Annotated in this window: 24 protein-coding genes; 13 read left to right on the top strand and 11 right to left on the bottom strand. The window is 63.6% G+C overall.

Features of this window, described 5'->3' with window-relative positions; genetic code table 11:
• Nucleotides 1-171 precede the first annotated feature (171 nt).
• The 3 genes from DDE13_RS16525 to DDE13_RS16515 are packed head-to-tail and all read left to right on the top strand — an operon-like array spanning nt 172 to nt 3,927.
• Nucleotides 172-2,145: a J domain-containing protein gene (locus tag DDE13_RS16525; protein WP_235868743.1), complete on the top strand. Its 1,974-nt coding sequence runs from the start codon at nt 172-174 to the stop codon at nt 2,143-2,145.
• Nucleotides 2,145-2,552: a very short patch repair endonuclease gene (locus DDE13_RS16520; RefSeq protein ID WP_111405386.1), complete on the top strand. Its 408-nt coding sequence runs from the start codon at nt 2,145-2,147 to the stop codon at nt 2,550-2,552. Before DDE13_RS16525 ends, DDE13_RS16520 begins: the two co-directional genes overlap by 1 nt.
• Nucleotides 2,553-2,583: 31 nt before the next feature.
• Nucleotides 2,584-3,927 carry a DNA cytosine methyltransferase gene (locus DDE13_RS16515; RefSeq protein WP_111405385.1) on the top strand — a complete coding sequence of 448 codons (1,344 nt, stop codon included), beginning with the start codon at nt 2,584-2,586 and terminating at the stop codon, nt 3,925-3,927.
• Here DDE13_RS16515 and DDE13_RS16510 read toward each other — a convergent pair.
• The 9 genes from DDE13_RS16510 to DDE13_RS16470 form a co-directional block, all read right to left on the bottom strand.
• Nucleotides 3,877-4,695: a hypothetical protein gene (locus DDE13_RS16510; protein ID WP_235868741.1), complete on the bottom strand. Its 819-nt coding sequence runs from the start codon at nt 4,693-4,695 to the stop codon at nt 3,877-3,879. The two genes, DDE13_RS16515 and DDE13_RS16510, sit on opposite strands and share 51 nt — an antisense overlap.
• Before the next feature lie 581 nt (nt 4,696-5,276).
• Complete coding sequence (locus tag DDE13_RS16505; protein WP_235868740.1) at nt 5,277-5,765, bottom strand: DUF6653 family protein; 489 nt, start codon at nt 5,763-5,765, stop codon at nt 5,277-5,279.
• 45 nt (nt 5,766-5,810) lie between these two features.
• Entirely contained in the window at nt 5,811-6,887 is a 1,077-nt protein-coding gene (locus DDE13_RS16500) for a saccharopine dehydrogenase NADP-binding domain-containing protein (RefSeq protein WP_111405384.1), read from the bottom strand.
• Nucleotides 6,880-7,473 carry a hypothetical protein gene (locus DDE13_RS16495; protein WP_111405383.1) on the bottom strand — a complete coding sequence of 198 codons (594 nt, stop codon included), beginning with the start codon at nt 7,471-7,473 and terminating at the stop codon, nt 6,880-6,882. The genes DDE13_RS16500 and DDE13_RS16495 overlap by 8 nt, the downstream gene beginning before the upstream one ends.
• Nucleotides 7,470-8,411: a cation diffusion facilitator family transporter gene (locus DDE13_RS16490; RefSeq protein WP_111405382.1), complete on the bottom strand. Its 942-nt coding sequence runs from the start codon at nt 8,409-8,411 to the stop codon at nt 7,470-7,472. The genes DDE13_RS16495 and DDE13_RS16490 overlap by 4 nt, the downstream gene beginning before the upstream one ends.
• On the bottom strand, nt 8,401-9,171 hold the full coding sequence (locus DDE13_RS16485) for a transglutaminase-like domain-containing protein (protein ID WP_111405381.1): 771 nt from the start codon (nt 9,169-9,171) through the stop codon (nt 8,401-8,403). Before DDE13_RS16485 ends, DDE13_RS16490 begins: the two co-directional genes overlap by 11 nt.
• Nucleotides 9,172-9,276: 105 nt before the next feature.
• Nucleotides 9,277-9,807 (bottom strand): c-type cytochrome, encoded by a 531-nt coding sequence (locus tag DDE13_RS16480; RefSeq protein WP_111405380.1) that lies wholly within the window; start codon nt 9,805-9,807, stop codon nt 9,277-9,279.
• A 178-nt stretch (nt 9,808-9,985) separates the two neighbouring features.
• Nucleotides 9,986-10,312: a YnfA family protein gene (locus tag DDE13_RS16475; RefSeq protein ID WP_111405379.1), complete on the bottom strand. Its 327-nt coding sequence runs from the start codon at nt 10,310-10,312 to the stop codon at nt 9,986-9,988.
• A 1-nt stretch (nt 10,313) separates the two neighbouring features.
• On the bottom strand, nt 10,314-10,742 hold the full coding sequence (locus tag DDE13_RS16470; protein ID WP_111405378.1) for a MerR family transcriptional regulator: 429 nt from the start codon (nt 10,740-10,742) through the stop codon (nt 10,314-10,316).
• A 175-nt stretch (nt 10,743-10,917) separates the two neighbouring features.
• On the opposite strand from DDE13_RS16470, the gene DDE13_RS16465 reads away from it, so the two are divergent.
• Genes DDE13_RS16465 through DDE13_RS16430 form a run of 8 tightly spaced genes read left to right on the top strand, consistent with a single transcriptional unit; the run spans nt 10,918 to nt 15,847 of the window.
• Nucleotides 10,918-11,523, top strand: a complete 606-nt coding sequence (locus DDE13_RS16465) for an SCO family protein (protein WP_111405377.1) — start codon at nt 10,918-10,920, stop codon at nt 11,521-11,523.
• 8 nt (nt 11,524-11,531) lie between these two features.
• Nucleotides 11,532-11,945 (top strand): disulfide bond formation protein B, encoded by a 414-nt coding sequence (locus tag DDE13_RS16460; protein ID WP_394340306.1) that lies wholly within the window; start codon nt 11,532-11,534, stop codon nt 11,943-11,945.
• Nucleotides 11,942-12,601, top strand: a complete 660-nt coding sequence (locus DDE13_RS16455; RefSeq protein ID WP_111405375.1) for a thioredoxin domain-containing protein — start codon at nt 11,942-11,944, stop codon at nt 12,599-12,601. The genes DDE13_RS16460 and DDE13_RS16455 overlap by 4 nt, the downstream gene beginning before the upstream one ends.
• Before the next feature lie 32 nt (nt 12,602-12,633).
• Nucleotides 12,634-13,098, top strand: a complete 465-nt coding sequence (locus DDE13_RS16450) for a copper chaperone PCu(A)C (RefSeq protein WP_111405374.1) — start codon at nt 12,634-12,636, stop codon at nt 13,096-13,098.
• Nucleotides 13,098-13,724 carry an SCO family protein gene (locus DDE13_RS16445; RefSeq protein ID WP_111405373.1) on the top strand — a complete coding sequence of 209 codons (627 nt, stop codon included), beginning with the start codon at nt 13,098-13,100 and terminating at the stop codon, nt 13,722-13,724. Before DDE13_RS16450 ends, DDE13_RS16445 begins: the two co-directional genes overlap by 1 nt.
• The gene (locus DDE13_RS16440; protein ID WP_111405372.1) at nt 13,721-15,088 is read left to right on the top strand and encodes a M23 family metallopeptidase; all 1,368 of its coding nucleotides are present in this window, start codon (nt 13,721-13,723) and stop codon (nt 15,086-15,088) included. The genes DDE13_RS16445 and DDE13_RS16440 overlap by 4 nt, the downstream gene beginning before the upstream one ends.
• Nucleotides 15,089-15,091: 3 nt before the next feature.
• Entirely contained in the window at nt 15,092-15,547 is a 456-nt protein-coding gene (locus DDE13_RS16435; protein WP_111405371.1) for a DUF411 domain-containing protein, read from the top strand.
• A gap of 3 nt (nt 15,548-15,550) precedes the next feature.
• On the top strand, nt 15,551-15,847 hold the full coding sequence (locus tag DDE13_RS16430; protein WP_111405370.1) for a hypothetical protein: 297 nt from the start codon (nt 15,551-15,553) through the stop codon (nt 15,845-15,847).
• Nucleotides 15,848-15,912: 65 nt separating this feature from the next.
• Here the strand turns inward: DDE13_RS16430 and DDE13_RS16425 are convergent, their stop codons facing one another.
• The gene (locus DDE13_RS16425; RefSeq protein ID WP_111405369.1) at nt 15,913-16,584 is read right to left on the bottom strand and encodes a L,D-transpeptidase; all 672 of its coding nucleotides are present in this window, start codon (nt 16,582-16,584) and stop codon (nt 15,913-15,915) included.
• A gap of 167 nt (nt 16,585-16,751) precedes the next feature.
• On the opposite strand from DDE13_RS16425, the gene lspA reads away from it, so the two are divergent.
• Both lspA and lnt read left to right on the top strand, forming a co-directional pair.
• Entirely contained in the window at nt 16,752-17,255 is a 504-nt protein-coding gene (lspA, locus tag DDE13_RS16420) for a signal peptidase II (RefSeq protein ID WP_235868739.1), read from the top strand.
• On the top strand, nt 17,252-18,823 hold the full coding sequence (gene lnt, locus DDE13_RS16415; RefSeq protein WP_111405367.1) for an apolipoprotein N-acyltransferase: 1,572 nt from the start codon (nt 17,252-17,254) through the stop codon (nt 18,821-18,823). The genes lspA and lnt overlap by 4 nt, the downstream gene beginning before the upstream one ends.
• Nucleotides 18,824-19,068: 245 nt before the next feature.
• Here the strand turns inward: lnt and DDE13_RS16410 are convergent.
• Nucleotides 19,069-19,328, bottom strand: a 260-nt coding sequence (locus DDE13_RS16410; protein WP_111405366.1) for an iron dependent repressor, metal binding and dimerization domain protein, incomplete at its 5' end; no start/stop codon positions are given.

The following is a 19,328-nucleotide window of genomic DNA, read 5'->3' as shown; positions in this document are numbered from 1 at the left end:
TTGGGTTTCAGATGACCCTGAGACAAATCGGGGATATTGGGGCGTATCATGTCGGGCATTTTCAGATGGTTATTTGGCGGATCTTCTGCCCGCGAGCCCACGGCACCGGATACTGTGCGAGATGAGCCTCGCAGTAAGGCCGCTGCCGAGCCGGAGCCTGAGATCCTCCGGATGGCGGACCCTTCTCTGCCCGGGCAGCTCTATTTCGCGCAGCTCGAACGTTTCACCTCCTCGGTTTCCGCAAAGGACTATGTGACCGCGGCTGCAGCCGCGCGTGCAAGTCTACCGCTGTTGCGTGACTGGCTGAAAGATCCTCAAGGCGACGGGCAGCGGCTCGACATTCGGATTCCGGCCCTGTCGCAAGGCGGAACGATGATGGCCATCGTCGGAGATCGGGACGGCCTCTGCGAGTTGCGGAACCTCGTGCAGAGTTTCGACCATCTGCAAGCTTACCGAGACGAGGCGGAGGAACACTTAGCCGACCTCGACCTTTTCGACCAGCTCCGGGAGGCGATCCGCGCAAATCCGGGCATCCTGCAAAGCCGGATCAAAACCGTGCTGGGCGTCGATGACGCGCGCCGTACCAGTCGGCTCATCTCCTACCTCGAGAAGTCGGGAGAAGTCCGTCGCGCGAAGAGCGGAAAGACCTATGAGCTCTATCTCGCCGATGCCGAGATGCCCAAGGCCTCGGCCGCGACGATCTACAATGAGCCAGCAAGGCCGGGATCGCACCGACGCGACCGAGGTGCCGGGCGTCCGCACGAACTCGACCCAAAGCGTGTGAATATCGTGCCTCTTCCGCCTTCGCCGAATGCGTGGGAGCGACCCGTCGAGCTGCCTGCCACAGAGGAAGCCTTCGCAGACCCTCAAGGATGCTGGAGCGAAATCGTCGTCGAGGCAATTGCGAAATCGGATCGACCGGATCCGGCCTTTCGCAGGCATTACAGCACGCGCGGCGGCGCACTGTCGTTCGACGATCTTGCGAAGTCAGAAGCGAGCCTTGGCGCTCCTGGAGCGGTGATGTTCAGCGACGCGAGTGGACGACCTGGGACACCGGTGCCCCTACACCGCGATGCCTACCACATCTCCGTTCATCCAGAGGGCGAGGGCTTCGCGCTGCGCTCAAAGAGCGGTGTGATGACCGTCTATCGTGGCGACCTTGGCATCGATTTCGAGACAGATCTGGAGGCCGCCCCGGAAGTCGCCGCCAACCGCGAACGACTCGGCTTGGCAGAGAGCGAGGCACATCGCGCTCTGCGCTGTATAGCACTGACACCGGATCGGAACCGCTACCTCTTCACTCACGTCGACGAAGCGTGGTGCGTTAACCGGGAAGGAGAGCGCCTATGGGGGCTCAGGATGCCGGCGAAAGAGCCCACCCGCATCAGGGTAGGCGGGTCCAGCTTCGGGACCGCGGCGGAAATCGATCAAGCCCTGGAGGTCATGGGTCTTCAGATGCCGGTCACGCCCGACGAGATCCGAAGGCGATATCGGCAGCTCGTGCGTGAACTGCACCCTGACGTAAATCCGGGAAACGAGGAAAGGATGAAGGCGGTGAATGTCGCATCGGAGCGGCTAACAGGCCTCGACCCTGAGCAGCTTGACGGGAGTGGAGGAGGTGAAAACGGCTTTGAAATCGTGATCAGCTTTGGCCCCGCGGCCGAGGCGGACTGGATTTATGCCGCAGCCTTCTCCGGGACGGGAGAAACCGCTCTGCTCGGCACCTATGCCGGGCGGGTGGTGCGTGTGGACCGCAGCGGCTCGCCGACCACGATCTACGACGTGGGCTCCGTGCCTGTCCGCATCGTCGAGACCGAAGCGTTCCTCTATGTGATGACCACGACCCGTCTCTATGTGCTCGACGGCGACCGCCTGATCGCCGTGCATGATTGTTCGCCAAAATGCGATCTGCTCGTCAGCGGAGGCATGGTCCTCCTGGTCGAAGGCAAGGGCGTTCGCGTCTTCACGGAAGATGGCCGGCCGCTGGGAACCGTCCTGACCAAGGCGCCCATCCGGCGGGCGTATGTCGACAATGGCGAGGTCGTCGTGGAAACGCGGACGCAACGGGGGAGCTTCCGTGGGATCCGCGCGGTTCCGAAGAGACCCAGCGATCCGTCCCAGGCAAGTCCCATGCGTCCATCGTGATGGCTGACCACGTAACAGCGGACCGCCGCTCGTACATAATGTCGATGGTCCGCCAGAAGGACACGAAGCCTGAACTCGCCCTGCGCCGCGCCCTTCACCGGCTCGGATATCGCTTCAGGCTCCATCGTCGCGATCTGCCGGGCAGCCCCGACATCGTGTTCCCGTCGCGGAAGAAGGTCGTGTTTGTGCATGGCTGTTTCTGGCATGGCCATGGCTGCAAGTGGGGCCAACTGCCGAAGTCCAGGCCGGAGTACTGGAAGCCGAAGATTGAAACAAACAGAGAACGTGATAAGAGAGCCTTAACCGAGTTGCGGGAAGCTGGATGGGAGCCGCTCGTTGTCTGGCAGTGCGAACTGAGGGACTTCGAAGGAGCTGTCGGCCGTGTCGAAGCCTTCCTGAGAAGCTAGGTTTCGCTGGTCAATCCGGCGCCACACCGATATGTTGAGTGAAAACGACAGGGAGCAAGGCATGGCAAGACCGATAGGAGTCGACCTGTTCGCAGGGGCCGGGGGCATGAGCCTCGGCTTCGAGCAAGCCGGCTTCGATGTGGTCGCGGCCGTCGAACTCGACCCTGTCCACGCCGCGGTGCACAAGTACAATTTCCCGCGATGCGCCGTTCTTCCAAGATCTGTCACGCACGTCTCAGGCGACGACATCAGGGCGGCTGCCGGGATCGGCAACCGTCGTGTGGATGTCGTGTTCGGAGGCGCTCCTTGCCAAGGCTTCTCGCTGATTGGCCAGCGGGCCTTGGACGACCCCAGAAACGGACTCGTCAAGGACTTCGTGCGCATCGTCAGAGAACTCGATGCCGCATATTTCGTCTTCGAGAACGTAAAAGGGCTCACGGTCGGAAAGCACCGGAAATTCCTGTTCGAACTGATCGAAGAGTTCGAGGCTGCCGGTTACGAGGTGCAGAAGGATTGGCGTGTTCTTAATGCGGCCGACTATGGCGTGCCGCAGGATCGCCAGAGGTTGATCCTCATGGGCGCCAAGAGAGGCGAAGAGGTGCCGGCCTACCCGACAACAATTGCCGAGAGGCCGACGTGCCAAGCCGCGCTCGCCGATCTGCCCGACGCCGAACTCTTCGAAGAGCTTAGGTCGTCGGATTACGTCGAGACGTCTGACTTTGGGAAGCCGAGCAAATATGCCGAACCTCTGCGAGGGCTTGGAAACGATGCCTGGGCCTTCGGACATCCGAGAAAGTGGGATCCGAGCCTGCTCACTTCGAGCGCGCGCACCGAGCACACCGAGATTTCGCGGCGTCGTTTCCGAGAAACCGATCAGGGACGGGTCGAGCCGATTTCCCGGTTCTTCAAGCTCCCGGCGGACGGCGTATCCAATACTCTTCGCGCTGGGACCGACTCGGCACGAGGGGCGTTCACGAGCCCGAGGCCGATCCACTATGCCTACGCACGCTGCGTGACCGTACGAGAGATGGCGCGTCTTCACGGCTTCCCTGACTGGTTCCGTTTCAATGCCACCAAATGGCATGGGGCCCGTCAGATCGGTAACGCCGTACCGCCGCCACTTGCACGCGCCGTCGCGGCAGCCGTTATTCGAGCCCTAGGCATCGAACCCACTCGCCCGACAGAGGCTATCGCCCTTGGCGACGAGCGGCTCCTGACCATGGGCAACACCGAGGCCGCAGCGCACTTCCAGGTCGAAAACCCAATAGGTCGACGGGACAAGAAGAGCGGCGCCAAGAAGCGAAAGCAGGAAGAAATCGAGGCCTCATATGCCCTTAACGGGCGGCCTGAGTTCGTAGATGGCGTCGCTGGCTAGCGTAAGCTCATCGAGCGCGTGTGCGTCGGTTCTCCTGACGGCCTCAAATTCCGTAAGATAGAAGCCGACGCCTCTGACGGTTCGGAGGCCGATCGGGACGACCGTGTCGACTTCTGCTTCCGCGAATGCAGCCTGAACCTGATTGATGATCTGGCTGGGAATCAATGGATCCTTGGCCTGCTTCGCCTCACAGGTAACCAGTACAGAATCTGGATTCTTGGGGTTGCCGGCCTTCCCCAGAAACAGCGCATCGATCTCTGTCGAGCGGAGCTTGATGCCCATCTGCAGGTGCGTAAGCTCGAGGAGAGGAAACGCTGGAGCGACTGCGAAGTGCGTCTCTACCACCCGGAGATTGATGGCCGTCTGGATAAGCCACGTTTCATCGGATCGACCGAGCGACTTTGTGGCCAGCGGCAGACTGATCGATTGCACGAGGAAACGCGGTGCGTCCTCGCGAACCTTGAAAGCGTCCGGAAAGGGCTCCGTCTGACCAGGTCGGTAGGGGATGAACTCGAAGCATTCCCCGTCGCCTGTGCGCTGGATACCTGTGAACCGTCGTGCTGCAACGGAGGCAGGCCAGTTCTTCGAAGCGTTCGCTCCGCGGAGCAGATCCTTCATGAAGTTGGCTGGGTTCCGGTCGCTTAGGGTCGAGCCGTACAGCTTGTTGCATTCGCGGATCGCCTGAGCCACATCGTCGAGGCTCATGAGCGTTTTGCCAAGAGCGCCGTTCGCCGCGTCCCAGTGCTTTTCGAACAAGTGCTCGATCACCTGTGTCTTCTGCGATTTTGCCACTTTGTCCGATCCGGCATGCCAATGATTATGCGATAGTATTTCGAACGGATGCCAATTCACAAGAGTGCGTCAGGTCGTCGAACGAGCAGCCATCGGACAGGGGACAGCAGACGCTCGGCCGGCAAACGGAGCAAGAAATGAAGTCTGTAGCTCGGCCACCGGACCAACGTCCGCGGTTCGGTTCGACTTCTGTTCCGTCTCTCGGATGCGACTGACTTCGAAGTGTTCAGGTCAGGCCGCTATTTCTCGCTGCTATTTTAAGAGCTTACAGGCTCTACACCAGATCCGCACAGTCGAGAGGTCTGGAGAATATCGGCCCTGAGAGACCCCTCCCAAGCCTTCTGACGGCTTGCCCAGTGCTCAGCCTCACCCGCATAACCCTCGAAAACAACGAAAAAATCTGGCCGCTGTCGGATGGGGAGAACACTTTCGCAAGGGCAAGTGGCGGAGAGGAAGGGACTGGGATCGAACGTTCTCCGGCTTCAGCTGGTCGCCACCAAAACGTTAAAATCGTTTATTTTCAGAATTTTGGCTCGTCTTCGCTGCGTTTCCTACACCTAAGCGCACTCGTGGTCCGACGCGATTGCGTCGTGAACGAAGGTCATTCTGTCGACGAGCCACAGTTTCGCGCCCATCGCAATTATCCCTCCAAGTAATGTTGCCGATAGGTCGAGGGCCACGAGCCCCCATCCGAGCACGATGGCGCCAATCACTGTGGCCGAGCCGAGGACGGTGACGGCGCGCTCGTGTCGGGCGACGACGGCTTCCGGCGGCCCTTCGAGCCATATGCGCTCGCCCCGGACGGCCTTCGCCGCCCAACCGTCCTCATGGCGCCGGATCTGGAACAGCCTCGGATTCAGCCACGTCCAGGCAATCACGCACGCGATGGCCGCGAGCGACCACCACCCGATCCAGACACGGCTCCAGACAGCGAGGGCGAAGAGCGGCAGGAGCGTCATTCGGGAATACACGCTCCATGGGTTCGCATGGCGGCGCCAGGACGTGTCGTCCATCGACATCAGGCGCCGCGAGATCGAAAAGGCCAACGACATGAACTCCTGTCCCTTTCCTGGCAAATGGGCTTCGGTCGGTCACCGGAACATCAGGTCGAAGCCGAGCTCCTGCAGGCCGTTTTTCGCATCGCCATCGCATAGCAGTTCGAAAGCGACGCGGACCGAAGGAGCCGGGTGAAGGTCTCGGGCGAGGTCTTCTGCGCACCAGGCGGCGATCTCTGCCGTCGCCTCGTAGACGTCGAAGTGCGATAGCAGAACTTCGGACTGCCGGCCTTGTCCGGCTGCAACCGCTGAAATCCCAAGGCCGTAGGGTGGCGGATTGGCGAAGCGCATCGTGGCGTCCAGCGCTGCAAGACCGACGCCCCGCGGAAACACCCGCCCCAGAACCCGGCGCATCGACACAACCATGTCTGCGAGGCCGTTCAGGCCTCCGTGCCAGAGCGCGAGCCGGCGAAGTTCGTGACGACGACGAAGCACATCGAGTTCTGGCAGATACACGGGCAATGCGAGCGACGCTCCGAGCCCGCCGGGCCAGGCTCGACGACGAACCTCGAAGAGCCCGGCGCGCAGCCAGCCGCCCGCGAAGATCCACGCCGCGTCGGTCGCGCCGTCGAGGATATCCGCGAGACCGGCTCGGCCGACCTCCGGCGCTCGGTACCGGGCCGCGATCTCGACGCCCTCCGCGGCGCCGTGGGTCTCGGCGGCGAGATGTCCGACAAGACCTGGCAGACCCGGGTCCGCTCCGGCATCGACGATCACCTTCGCCCCAGCCTGTTCGAGCCTTGGACGCGCGGCCTGCAAGCCCGCAATTGCGTCAGAATCGTGGCTGAGCAGAACCAGTCGGCCACCCACGCGCGCCAGCGCCTCGCACATGGTCCCGGATGCGACACTGTCGAGGGGCGCCGCATGGATCACGACGTCGTGGTTGGAAAGCAATGCAGCAAGAGCGTCGCCGTCATCGGCGTCTGCGCGTTCCGACACGACCCGGCCGGCCCGGTCTCCCCCGGCGAGATCCATCGCGGCCTTGCCGGCCTTTTCGGAGCTGCGCCCGGCGATCGTGACCCTGTCCGCCCCACGATCGAGCAGCAGCGCCGCGACAGCGCGCCCCAACTGGCCGTAGCCCCCGAGGATGGCGAATGAGAGCCGGTCAGCCATCCCGAGCGCCCTCCAGCTGCCGTTCGAAATACTCGAGCTCGACACGCGTGTGGCGCTCGGCGTCGGTCTCCATGTCGAGCAACGCGACGGATACCCAGCTCAGCACGCGGCCGTAGAACGTGTCGGGAAAGTCTCCCCAGACGCGATGCGAGACGCGAAAACCGTCTCCTTCGCGGCTTTCCTCGATCCGGAAGATCCCACCTTCCTCGACGGTCGCGACCGGCAGGCCCCAGAGCGTGTAGTCGGTCTCGGCGCGCCAGCCGAAGCGCTCTTGCGGATAGACGTCGAACAGCTCCGCCTCAAGCACTCCACGCAGCCCGCCGACATACTCCTCCTGGCGGAACCGGAGACCGTCGCGCAGGGGCGCCTTCGGGTCGCTCAGCACGGTGGTGCCGCGGTGCGCCGGGTTCGAGTCCTCGAATGCCCCCTCGAAATCGGAGGCGACCCGCCAGATCTCCGCACGCGGCGCATCGATCATGGTCGACGCGCTCACGTCCACGGTTTGCGGCAAGAGCGTACCGATTGCGATGACGAACAGGACGACGGCGACCAAAGCCGACCCCGCGAAGACAAGCGGTCGTCTCATCCTGTCCGCTCCTTCCGCGCCGAGCCGCCATGACCATAAAGATTGGCGTTCGTGTGGGCGTGATCCTCGTGTTCGAATTCAAGGCTGGAATGGGCGATGCCGAACCGATCCTTCAGGCGCGCCTTGGTTTCCGACTTGATGTCCTCGATCCTGGCCCAGCCTTCGTTCGTGAGAACGACATGGCAGTCGAGCGCCGCCTCATGCTCCTGCATTTGCCAGAGATGGACGTGATGGACGTCCTCGACCCCGTCGATCCCCCGCATCGCATCGATGACGGCGCCGCAATCCAGATCGGGAGGGCTTCCCAGCATCAGCGTCCGGATCGGGCCGCCAATCTCGGTGACAGCCAGATACAGGATGTAGAGTGCGATCCCGATCGTGATCGCCGGGTCGACCCACCGCATGTCGTAGAGGATGATGAGCGAGCCGCCAATGATGACCGCGACCGAGGCGAGTGCGTCGGACAGGTTGTGCAGGAAGAGCGCGCGGATGTTCACGCTGCCCTTCTGCATCGACCAGGTGAGCAGCGCCGTCAATGTGTCGACCACCAGCGCCACGCCGCCAAGGATCACGACCGTCCAGCCCTGCACCTCGGGCGGGTCGATCATCCGCATCCCGCCCTCGTAGATCAGGTAGATGCCGATCAGGATCAGCGTCGTGTAGTTGATCAGCGCGGCGACGATTTCGACCCGTCCGTAGCCGAAGGTCATGCGCGCATCTGCCGGGCGGCGCGCGATCTTGCGCGCCACGAAGGCAATCACCAGCGAGGCCATGTCCGAGAAGTTGTGCAGCGCGTCCGCGATCAGCGCGAGGCTGCCCGAGAGGATGCCGCCGACGATCTGCGCGACGGTCAGAAGCGCGTTCGCCCAGATCGCGACGGAGACGCGGCGATCACCGGACTTGGGGTCGATATGAGCGTGGCCATGATCATGCGGCATGTGCGTCCCCCTCGTGGCGGTGATTGAGCCGGGCAGTGCCTGGCTTGAGAGGCAGGCTCCCATCGCGGATCCTGCGAACCCGAGCATTCATCCAGTGCCGGACGATGTGACGATAGAGCCAATCGCGCAGCTGGCCGAACGCTTGCCGGTGCACGTCATAGAATTGGTCCGGCGTCTCGAATGTTCCCAGATCCCGAGCAATGCCGGTTTTCTGGATATACGTGCTGGCCCCCGTCCATTCGACCGGCGGACTGTTCAGGCACTCGGTGCCCGCACCATAGCCGCAGAGGCTGTCACTCTCGCTGAACGCACGCTGCAGCGCCGTGAGGTACGGCGCATCGAGGATGAAACCCTCCAGGTCGATCCACGTGTCGCCGGTCTCCACCTCGACCCAGGAATGGAGGATTTCCGCGGGCGCGACCGGATAAACAAGCTCGGGGACGACACCGCGCTGGAGCGCCTTGTGAATGGTGAAGCCATGCAATCTGCACCGGATGCCGGCTCCCCTGAGCAACGCCATCAGCAATGTGCCCTTGGTGTTGCATTGGCCGAAACCATCCGCCAGCACCTGCGATGCCGGGATGTCGTCGGTGCGGTTGTAGCCGAAGGCGATTTCGTTACGGACGAAATCGTAGATGGCCCCGATCCGCGCGTCAGGCGGCAAAGCTTTCCAACCCCGCGCTTCCAATAGCGCCGCGATTGCCGGGCTCTCGAAATCGAGGAGCCGCGTGGGGGCGAGCAATGGGTCGGCGTGGATCATGACATCTCTCCTCGAATCGGTATGGGAGAGAGATAATTGCTGCAGCGACTGTAGGTTCAAGAACTAAGAATGCCCACTATGCCGGCATCCAGTACAAGCCGCCAATCACGGAAATCCGGCACGCATGTAGGCAACGATCTTCCAGACGTCGTCTTCACTCAGTTTGCCCTCGAAGGCCGGCATTTCGGTGCCGAACCGTTGGCCACCCTCGAAAATCGTCCAGAGAAGATATTCATCTTCCGCCATGGGCATTTGAACAAGGCTTTGAATAAGAGCCGGGGACGGAACCAGTGACCGCCCGGCGTCACCATCTCCGAGGCCTTGTGCTCCGTGGCAACTTGCGCAGTTGTTCGCGTAGAGTGATTTGCCTTCCTCAATGACCTGTGCCGTCCCGCGTACCGTGCTGCGGGCGCCGCGATAGGCTGTAGGGACCCCTTCGTTCATATACGTCCAATGCCGTTGCATGCGCATTTGTTGACCAGGGCCCATATGACCCCATCCCCAACCTTGCATGTGGTCAGATCCCATGTGGCCGGAGCCCCACCAGCCACCGTTATGCTGCTGCGCCACAGCACCTGCCGCCGACAGGCCGAGCACTGCGGCCACGGCGAGTCCGAATAAGGTTTTCTGCTTCATTGCGGTTCACTCCCATTGTTGTCATGCGTCGCGCCCACACCTGCAGCGGGTCTGTTCTCTGACATTATCACATGAATGCGGCCAGCAGATCGCGAATCCGTAGATTTGAAAGGCGAACGCACTGATGTCTCCGTGGTCCGTCAAGCGTGCCGACCTGTTTGAGCCGCCAGCGCGCGTTTCACGCCCCGCGCGGGGCGGCCAGAATGATTGCGGCGCCTATCAGGCACACCGCGGTTCCCAGAACGTCCCACCCATCCGGCCTGTGTCCTTCCGCGAGCCACATCCACAGAACCGATGCCGCGATATAGACCCCGCCATAGGCCGCAAAGGCGCGTCCCGCGGCCACGGTGTCGACCTGCGCCAGAAGCCAGCCGAACGCCACCAGCGCGGCCACGCCGGGCGCGAGCCAGAGTGCGGACGCGCCGAGGCGCCACCACGCCCAGATGGCAAAGCATCCGGCGATCTCGGCCAAGGCTGCGAGCGGATAGGCGAGTGCCGCGGGCATCTCAGGCGCCGATCTCGTCGTGGTCCGTCAGGCACTCGGAATGGTCACGTAGCACCTCCAGCACGCGGCAGTCGGCCGTCTGCCCGCCACTGCACTCGTGGATCATGCGCTTGAGTTCGGTGCGCAGGGCTTCCAGTCGCGCAAGGCGCTGCTCCACCTGCTTCAACTGCCGGCGCGCAATGGCGTCGGCCTCAAGGCACGGCCGATCGGGGTGATCGCTGAGGTCCAGCAATTCCCGGATCGCTTCGAGGGAAAAGCCCAGCTGACGCGCGTGCCGGATGAAGGCGAGCCGGTCGAGATCATCGTCGCCATAGCGGCGCTGGCCACCCTCGGTCCGGCCAGGTTCCGGCATCAGACCGATCTGCTCGTAATAGCGGATCGTCTGCACCTTGGTGCCGGTTTTCCTGGCCAGACTGCCGATCGTCAGCATGGGCGCCTCCGTAATGCTTCAGTGTTGGTAGGTTTTGCCGCACCGATTGGCAAGGCCGTGAGCCTCTACACAGGTCCGTGAAGCCACCACGACGACGGAACAAGCGGGTTGAACCTCTAGTGGCTTGAGGGTGTAAACGGCCACAAAATCAAGAATCACGGGCAGGCCAAGCGCATTGCGACTGACATTTCTTCAAAAGTTCCTCTGGGCGCTCGTGGGCGTTGCGGCGCTGGCGTTCGTCTGGTTGCTGCTCTGGGCGGACTATCGAGCCGACCAGGCCGCGGAGGGCCAGCCTGCGTTTCGTGCGGATTTCGAATTGACGGATCATACCGGGATGGTTCGCACGCAGGAGGATTACGCGGGCCAGTGGATGCTGGTCTTCTTCGGCTTCGCCAATTGCCCCGATGTGTGCCCGACGACGCTGGCCGAGGTCGCCGCCGTCATGGACGGGCTGGACGAGGATGCGGCGCAGGTTCAGCCGCTCTTCATCACCATCGATCCCGAGCGCGACACGCCGTCGGTCCTCGCGGATTTCGTGCCGAGGTTCGAGGCCGGGATCGTGGGCCTGACGGGAACGCCCGACCAGATCGACCGGACCGCCGACGGCTTTCACATCTTCTACGAAAAGGTCGAGGAGGCCGCGGCACCCGGCGGCTACACGATGGGTCATTCCTCGCAGTTGTTTTTGTTCGATCCGCAGGGCGGTTATGTGAAAGCCTGGAGCTACGGCACCCCGGCCGAGGAGATCCTTGCCGATCTGAGGGGGCGCGTCGCCGGATGAGTCGGGGATTGACGGGAGAAGCGGCTCTGACTGCCGCCTGGGTGGTGGCGCTCGTGGCAACGCTCTCGGTGCTGTTCATCGGCGAGGTGCTGGGCCAGATGCCTTGTCTGCTGTGCTGGTACCAGCGCGCATTCATGTTCCCGCTGCCCATCGTTCTGGGCCTTGGCCTGTGGTGGCGCGACGCCCGCGTTGGACGCTATGGCGTGGCGCTCAGCCTTTGCGGCGGGGCCGTCGCGCTCTGGCACATGGGCCTTTACGTCGGCATCATCCCGGAGCCCATCCAGCCCTGCACGGCGACCGGCCCCTCCTGCACCGATGCCAATCAATTGATCCTCGGGGTTCCGATCCCGCTGCTGTCGCTTGTCGCCTTCACGCTCACCGCGAGCCTGTCGGCCCTATCTCTGAAGGACCCGCACCCATGAATCGTCGCGCTATCATGCTCTCCGTTGTTGCCGTCGCCGTTGCCGTATTCGCCGCAGCGGCCTGGTTCACGACACGTCCCGCGTCCGTCGCCGCAACCGCGACGGTTCCGCCCGAACAGAGCGAGGCGCTGCTGCGGTCCTACTCCCCGATCCTCGGACCCGAGGATGCTCCCGTCACCATCGTCGAGTTCTTCGATCCGGCCTGCGAGGCGTGCCGCGCCTTTTATCCGGTGATGAAGGACATCATGGAAGAGCATGGCGACGCGGTGCGCGTCGCGATCCGCTACACGCCGTTCCACGGCGAAGCGTCGGAGGAAGCGATCCGCGTGCTCGAGGCGGCCCGGATGCAGGACGTCTACGAGCCCGTGATGGAGGCGCTCCTGCGCGAGCAGCCGCGATGGGCCTCGCATGGCGCGCCGGCCCCTGGGATGATCCTGGAGATCGCTGCAACCGCGGGGCTGGATGTGGATGCGGCACGCACCCAGATGCTCGCGCCGGACCTCGTGGCTATCCTGAACCAGGACCGCGCCGATGTCGAAACCATGGGTGTGCGCCAGACGCCCACATTCTTCGTCAACGGCCGGCCGCTCGATCCGTTCGGCGAGGCCGAACTGCGCGCGCTGGTGGCCGAGGAAGTGGCCGCGAGTGGCTCGTGACCGTGACGCGCATGACGAGGAGATACCCACGAATGAAGAAGCTCACCATCCCGTTGCTGGCGACCCTCACTGTACTGGCCCTCACATCCGGGGCCGCCCTTGCCGGGTCGGAGGATGTGGTGGTCGAAAACGCATGGGCACGCGCCTCCATCGGGGTCAGTCGACCCGGTGCCGCCTACATGACGATCCGCAACACCGGAGACGAGGGCGTCACGCTGACCGGCATTTCCACGCCGATCGCCATGATGCCGGAGATCCACGAGACCACGACCAATGCCGAGGGTGTCAGTTCGATGGCGCCTGCGGGCGAGATAACCATCGCCCCCGGCGAAGCCGCGGAACTGGCGCCCGGCGGGCTGCACGCGATGCTGATGCGGCTGCAGGAGCCGATGGCGAAAGGCGACAGCTTTCCGCTGACGCTGAGCTTCTCGGATGGCGGTGACGTGACGGTCGAAGTGCCGATCCTCGGAATCGCGGCGCGCGGGCCGGACGGCTGATGCGGCGCCGAACGGCTCTTGGATACGGCACCGCTGCTTTGGGCGCCATGGGGCTGACGCTGTTCGTCGGCTGGTGGCGGGTGGACGGCCCTGGCGCGCCGGATCCTGAGGGAAGGCTTCCGCTGCCGCTGACGGAAATGGATTTCCGTCTCACGGATCACGAGGGACAGCCCGTCGGCCCGGAGACCCTGGTTGGCCGTCCGACCATGGTGTTCTTCGGCTTCACCTTCTGCCCCGACGTCTGCCCGACCACGCTGTCGGACATTTCCGGCTGGCTCGATGCGCTCGGCGAGGATGCCGGGCAGATGAACGTGGTCTTCATCACCGTGGATCCGGACCGCGACACCGTCGAGGCGATTGCCGAGTATGTCGGCTATTTCCATCCGGCGATCCGCGGCTGGACCGGTGCGCAAGATCAGATCGCGCGCGCGGTGGAAGGATTCCGCGCGAGCTATGAACGTGTTCCGACCGACGGCGGCGACTACACCATGAACCACACGGCGAGCGTGTTCCTGTTCGACGCGGCCGGTCGGTTCATCACCATGATTGACTACCACGAACCGAGAGAGTTCGCGGTGCCCAAGATCCGCCGGGCGCTGGAAGAAGAAACGGAGGAGGCCACATGAAGCGAAGGCATTTGGCAATGGTGATCATGACGGCGGGCGGCGTGTCCGTCCTCGCGTTTTGGGGCGCCTGGGCGAAAGATCCTGTTCCGCCCCCCCTTGCCGAGGCCACCGTCTGGGCTCCTGACGCGTTGTCGGCGCCGGTGCCCGCCGAGTCACCTCTCGTCGCGAAGGCTCTCGCCCGTGCGGACACTGCCCCGAGGGTCAACCGGCCTGCGCTGCCGTCCGTCGTGACCGTCAAGGCATCGCCGCCCATTATCGAGCCGCCGCTCCGGACATGGTCACGCGAGATTGCCGCAGGCGAGACGCTCGACGCAGTTCTCGCGGAGGCGGGTCTTGCTGCCCCGGTTCGCGCCGAGGTGGCCCTTGCGCTTGCGGCAGAATTCGATCTGCGCCGGCTGCGTCCGGGCCATGTCCTGAGCGTCGTGGCGACCCCGGACGGCGGCCCACGTCGCGTCATTCTGGAGGTGGACGACGGCGTCCGGATCGAGGCTGTCTTTGGCGCGCAGGTTGCGACGCGCGTCTTGGCCCCTGACCCCGAAATTATCAGTCTAGCCGGCGAAGCCCGTATCGAAAGCTCGGTCTTCGCCGCGCTCGATGCGGGCGACATTCCGGCACGCTTCGCGGTCGACCTGGCGCAGATGCTGGGCGGTGTCGTGGATTTCCGGCGCGACCTGACCGGTGGCGAGACCCTTAGGCTGATGTGGCGCGAGGCGCGGGTCGGCGACGAAATCATCGGCCAGCCGGACCTGACCTTCGCGGCGCTCGACCTTGGCGACACGCTTTTCGAGATCGTTTGGCCGAAGGACGGCTCCGGAACGGCCACGATCTACCGCAATGGCGCCGTGATGCGCGTCTCCGCGCAGCCGGTCGAGGGCGCGCGGCTCAGTTCCGTGTTCGGGCGCAGGACGCACCCGGTCTACGGCGACACGCGGATGCACACTGGCGTCGATTTCGCTGCTGCGCGCGGTGCCCAGGTCTACGCAACCGCGCCCGGCCGCGTGAGTTTTATCGGTCGGCGTGGCGGCTATGGCCGCGTGGTCGAGATCGCACATGGCTCGGAAACCACGACCCTTTACGCCCATCTCAGCGCCGTCCCCGATGGACTATCCCAAGGTGACCGTGTCGCAGCCGGCGACCTCATCGGGCGCGTCGGCGCGACGGGCACCGCGACAGGGCCCAACCTGCATTACGAGGTACGTGTGAACGGCCGTCCGACCGACCCCCTCTCGGATGACCGCCTTGCCGAGGCTGCGGAACAGGCTGCAGACGACGCTGCGGCCCTCGACCGTCTAAGCGATGCGCGCGACCGTCTAGAGAAACGCCTCGCGCGCGTCTTTGCCCCCAATAGCACCGAAAGGCTCTGATCCATGAAACGATCCCTTGCCAACCTGGCACTCGCCCTGTTGTTCTTCCCGGCCGCACAGGCGCTGGCGCAGGGCACGCCGATCGAGGTCCGCAAGACCAACGGCTGCGGGTGTTGCCTCGCCTGGATGGAGCACCTGGAAGAGAACGGTTTCGCGCCGACCGGGCAGGACATGTTCGCGGGGCTTCTGGTGCGCTTCAAGCTCGACAACGGCGTGCCGCAGCGGATGGTCTCCTGCCACACGGCGCTCGTCGAAGGCTACGTGATTGAGGGGCATGTGCCCGCGTCGGACATCCGGCGATTGCTGGCGGAGCGTCCCGACGCGGTGGGTCTTGCGGTGCCCGAGATGCCGCTCGGATCGCCCGGCATGGATCAAAGCAGGTGGCGCGAAGCCTATGACGTCTTCCTCATCCGCAACGACGGCACGACGGAAGTATTTTCTAGCTACGAAGGAAACTGATCCATGCTTCGATCGCGCACGCCGGGCAAGACGCTTCTGCTGCTTGGAAGCATGCTGGCCCTCGGCGCCTGCGCCGTCCCTGCCACCGAGACTGCTGACGCCGAGACTACCATCTCGACAGACGTGATGACCCAACTGAGTGCGATGGCGGCGCCCTATCAGGACCTGCAGTCGGTTAGGTTGCGATCCGAGGACGGCTGCTACTGGTACCGCCACGTCGGACCCGTCGAGACGACGATGCTTCCGCTCCGAACGGCGGACGGCCGACCAATCTGCACGCAGCGCGTGGCCGAGGTGTGATGGCTGGATCGGCGCGCCTCGGTCCCCTGGCCGAGGAGAGCGATCTCCCCAGGATCGGAGGGTCGTCAGCTATGCGCGGTGACTGGCCCGTCGCCCGCAGCGGGGTAAAGGTGAGCGGTCACCCCGGTCTCGACCTGCTCGTAGAGGTCATTGACATGGGCCATGACCATGCGCACGCAGCCCGAACTGGCCCGACTTCCGATCGAGCGGGGGTAAGGTGTGCCGTGGATCCGAAGGTAGGTGTCCCGGTCGCCGACATAGAGATAGAGAGCGCGCGATCCGAGGGCGTTCTGGGGACCAGGCTCCATCCCGTCGGCATACTGCGCGTAGGCTTCGGGTTCCCGCTCGATCATCGTCTGCGTCGGCTTCCAGTGCGGCCACTCCACCTTGCGGCGGATCGTGTAGGTGCCAGGCTCGTAGAGGCCGCCCCGACCGATGGCCACACCATAGCGCATGGCCGTTCCGCCTTCCTCGATATGATAGAGGTAGCGCGCGGTCGCATCGACGTGGATGTCCCCCGGAACGAGTCCGGCCCGGGCCTCGACCCGCTGCGGCAGCAGACGCGGATGCAGACCCCACGGGTTCGTCGTGGCCGGATCGTATCCCGGTGGCGTCACTTGCGCGTCCCACGCGGCCTTCTGGTCTTCGGTCGGCCAGGAATCGGCAAGGGCGACACCGGCAATCGCGGGCGAGAACAAGGCGGCGGTTGCGCCGATGAAGTGGCGTCTGGTCAGCATGAAACTTCAATCCTTTTGTTTCCGTTCTGTATTTCAAATTCGCGACGCAGAAGAAAGTACGGGGATGGCGGTTTCCTGCACGACCTTGTGATTTTTCCCGGATGTCGATCGGTCCGCGCTCGGCCGGGTTCCTCAGCGGCAACGGTTCGTCATGACGTTGTTCCTCGATGTCTGAACGAACTGAGCGAATGCCAGAATTGAACGCCTCTTTCTTGATCGGTCTGTTTGCGGCCCTGATTGCCTTCGTGGTCGATCAGACCACCAAAGCGATCGTTGTCGCCAATGCTGCCGCCCTGAGTTCCGGCAGGCCGGTCGTGCCCGGCTTCAACTTCAGCTACCTGCGCAATGACGGGGTGACCTTCGGGCTTCTCGGCGGCGCGCCGTGGTGGAGCCTTGTCGTCCTGGCGCTTGGAATCTGCGTCTGGCTGACGGTCATGCTGGTCCGTACCAGCAGCCGGATCGAGGCCGTTGCCTATGGTGCGATCATCGGCGGTGCACTCGGCAACGTCCTGGATCGCGTCCGGTTTCGGGGTGTGACGGACTTCCTTGATTTCTACATCGGGACGGCGCACTGGCCTGCCTTCAACATGGCCGACGTGTTCGTGGTTGGCGGTGTGGGGCTGCTGTTCGTTGGGCCGTGGGTTGCTGCCCGGCTTCGGACCGATCCATGAATCCAGGTTTGCTGAAGTTCGCTGGGCGGGACTATAGTTTGCTCGCGCGCATGGGTCTTGCCTGCATGGCGGGCGGATTGACGGTTGTGGGCCTACCGCCGTTTTCGTGGCTCGTCGTGGTCCCTGTCGCATTTTCCGCGTTTTTTCTCGTCCTGCGCAAAGTTTCGGCCCTGCGTGCCTTCCTTGTCGGCTGGGCCTTCGGACTGGGCCAGTTCGGATTCGGGATCTCCTGGATCGCGGAGAGCTTCTATATCGATGCTGAACGTTTCGGCGCGCTGGCGATCCCGGCCGTCGCGGGGTTGTCGGCGGGCCTTGCCATTTTTCCGGCCATGGCTGCGGCGCTCTTTGCCGTCATCGCGCAGCGCAGGCCCCTCGGGGGCATTGCCGCGTGTCTGCTTCTCGCAACCAGCTGGGTGGCGACGGAATGGTTGAGGGGTCATGTCCTGACTGGATTTCCTTGGAATCTGGCCGCTTACGCTTTGGTCGATCATGCCGCGCTGCGACAGCCAGCCGCTTGGGTCGGAAGCTACGGGTTAAGCTTTCTCACCGTCCTTGTCGGCGCAATGCCGGGAGCTGCGTATTCGGTCGCGCCACGCCAACAGTCGGCCGTTCTGGTGTTGTGCGCAGTGGCCATCATTGGATTATGGGGTGCCGGTACGCTCCGCCTTGGAACAGAGACGCCCTCGCCTGGGGTCGACCTGCGCATCGTACAAGGCAACGTGCCCCAGCGTGAAAAATGGGCGCCCGGAAACCGGGACGCGACCCTTCAGCGCTACCTCGACCTCTCAACTCGTCCCGGCAACGTCGATTTGCTGCTTTGGCCGGAAACGGCCTTTCCCGGTTTTCTCGACGAAGACGCGCCTGCGCGTGCAAGGATCGCCGTTGCCCTGCCTGAGGGCACGCGCCTGCTCACGGGAGTGCCTGATCGTGTGGAGAGGGATGGTGGCACAAGCTATTTCAACACGGTGCAGGCCTATGACAACAGTGGAGAAATCCTGACCGGATATGCAAAACACCACCTCGTGCCGTTCGGGGAATACGTCCCCCTCCGGGACTGGCTGCCCATCGAGCGTCTGACGGAAGGTTTGGGCGATTTCACGCCCGGGCCGGGGCCGCGCACCCTTGCCATTCCCGGGGCTCCGCTCGTCGCCGTGGCGATCTGCTACGAGATCATCTTTCCTGGACACGTCGTCGACGGCCTGTTTCGACCCGACTGGATATTCAACGCCACCAACGATGCCTGGTTCGGAACCAGCATCGGACCCGAGCAGCACCTTGCAGCCGCGCGCATGCGCGCGGTCGAAGAAGGTCTTCCCGTGGTCCGCGCGGCCAACACCGGGATATCCGCTGTGATCGATGCCAATGGAGATGTAGTCGCGCGTCTCGATACCGGGGAAACAGGAACTATCGATGCCGGCCTGCCGGGCCCGCGTGCCCCCACGCTCTATGCGCGTTTCGGTGACTGGACCCTTCTGGTGCTCATCGTAGCGTGCTGGGCCTCAAGCTGGCTCGCTGGATTGTCCGGACGATATCCCGAGGCGGTGAATTCTGGAACGGAGGAATCCTGATGCTTGAGATTGTTGGCGCCGTCGGAGGGGCGATCTGGGGTGGCTACCTGGCACGACGGAGGAAGGGGAATCGCCTGGATATTCTTCAGTATACAGCAGCGTCTGCGATCGCCTTCGGAGTCGTCGCCCTGTTTGCAACCGTCGTTCTTTCGCGGATTCTCAGCTAGTAGAATCCGCGTTAGCCTGAACCCTTCAGACGCGTGGAGGCCCTTCACAGAAGCGCCCGAACGAGTTCCGCCGCACACTCATTTCTGTGTTAGCCGCCTCTCGAACGCCTCCAACGTGGTCGTGCTGACGTGATGCTCGATCCCCTCCGCATCGCGTTCGGCAGTCTCTTCGTCGATCCCCAGGCTCAGAAGAAAGGCGACGACGATCCTGTGGCGCCGTCGACAGGTCTCCGCGAGGTCTTGCCCTGCATCGGTGAGGAATATGGCGCGGTAAGGCTCCCGCCGCACCAGGCCAGCAGCTTTGAGTCGCGAGATGTTCTTGGTCACGGTCGGCGGCT

This window comes from Meridianimarinicoccus zhengii, from assembly GCF_003254465.1.
In the GTDB taxonomy this organism is placed as follows: Bacteria; Pseudomonadota; Alphaproteobacteria; order Rhodobacterales; family Rhodobacteraceae; genus Meridianimarinicoccus; species Meridianimarinicoccus zhengii.
Note: the sequence above shows the minus strand (reverse complement) of the source record. Positions and strands in the feature narration are given on the sequence as shown.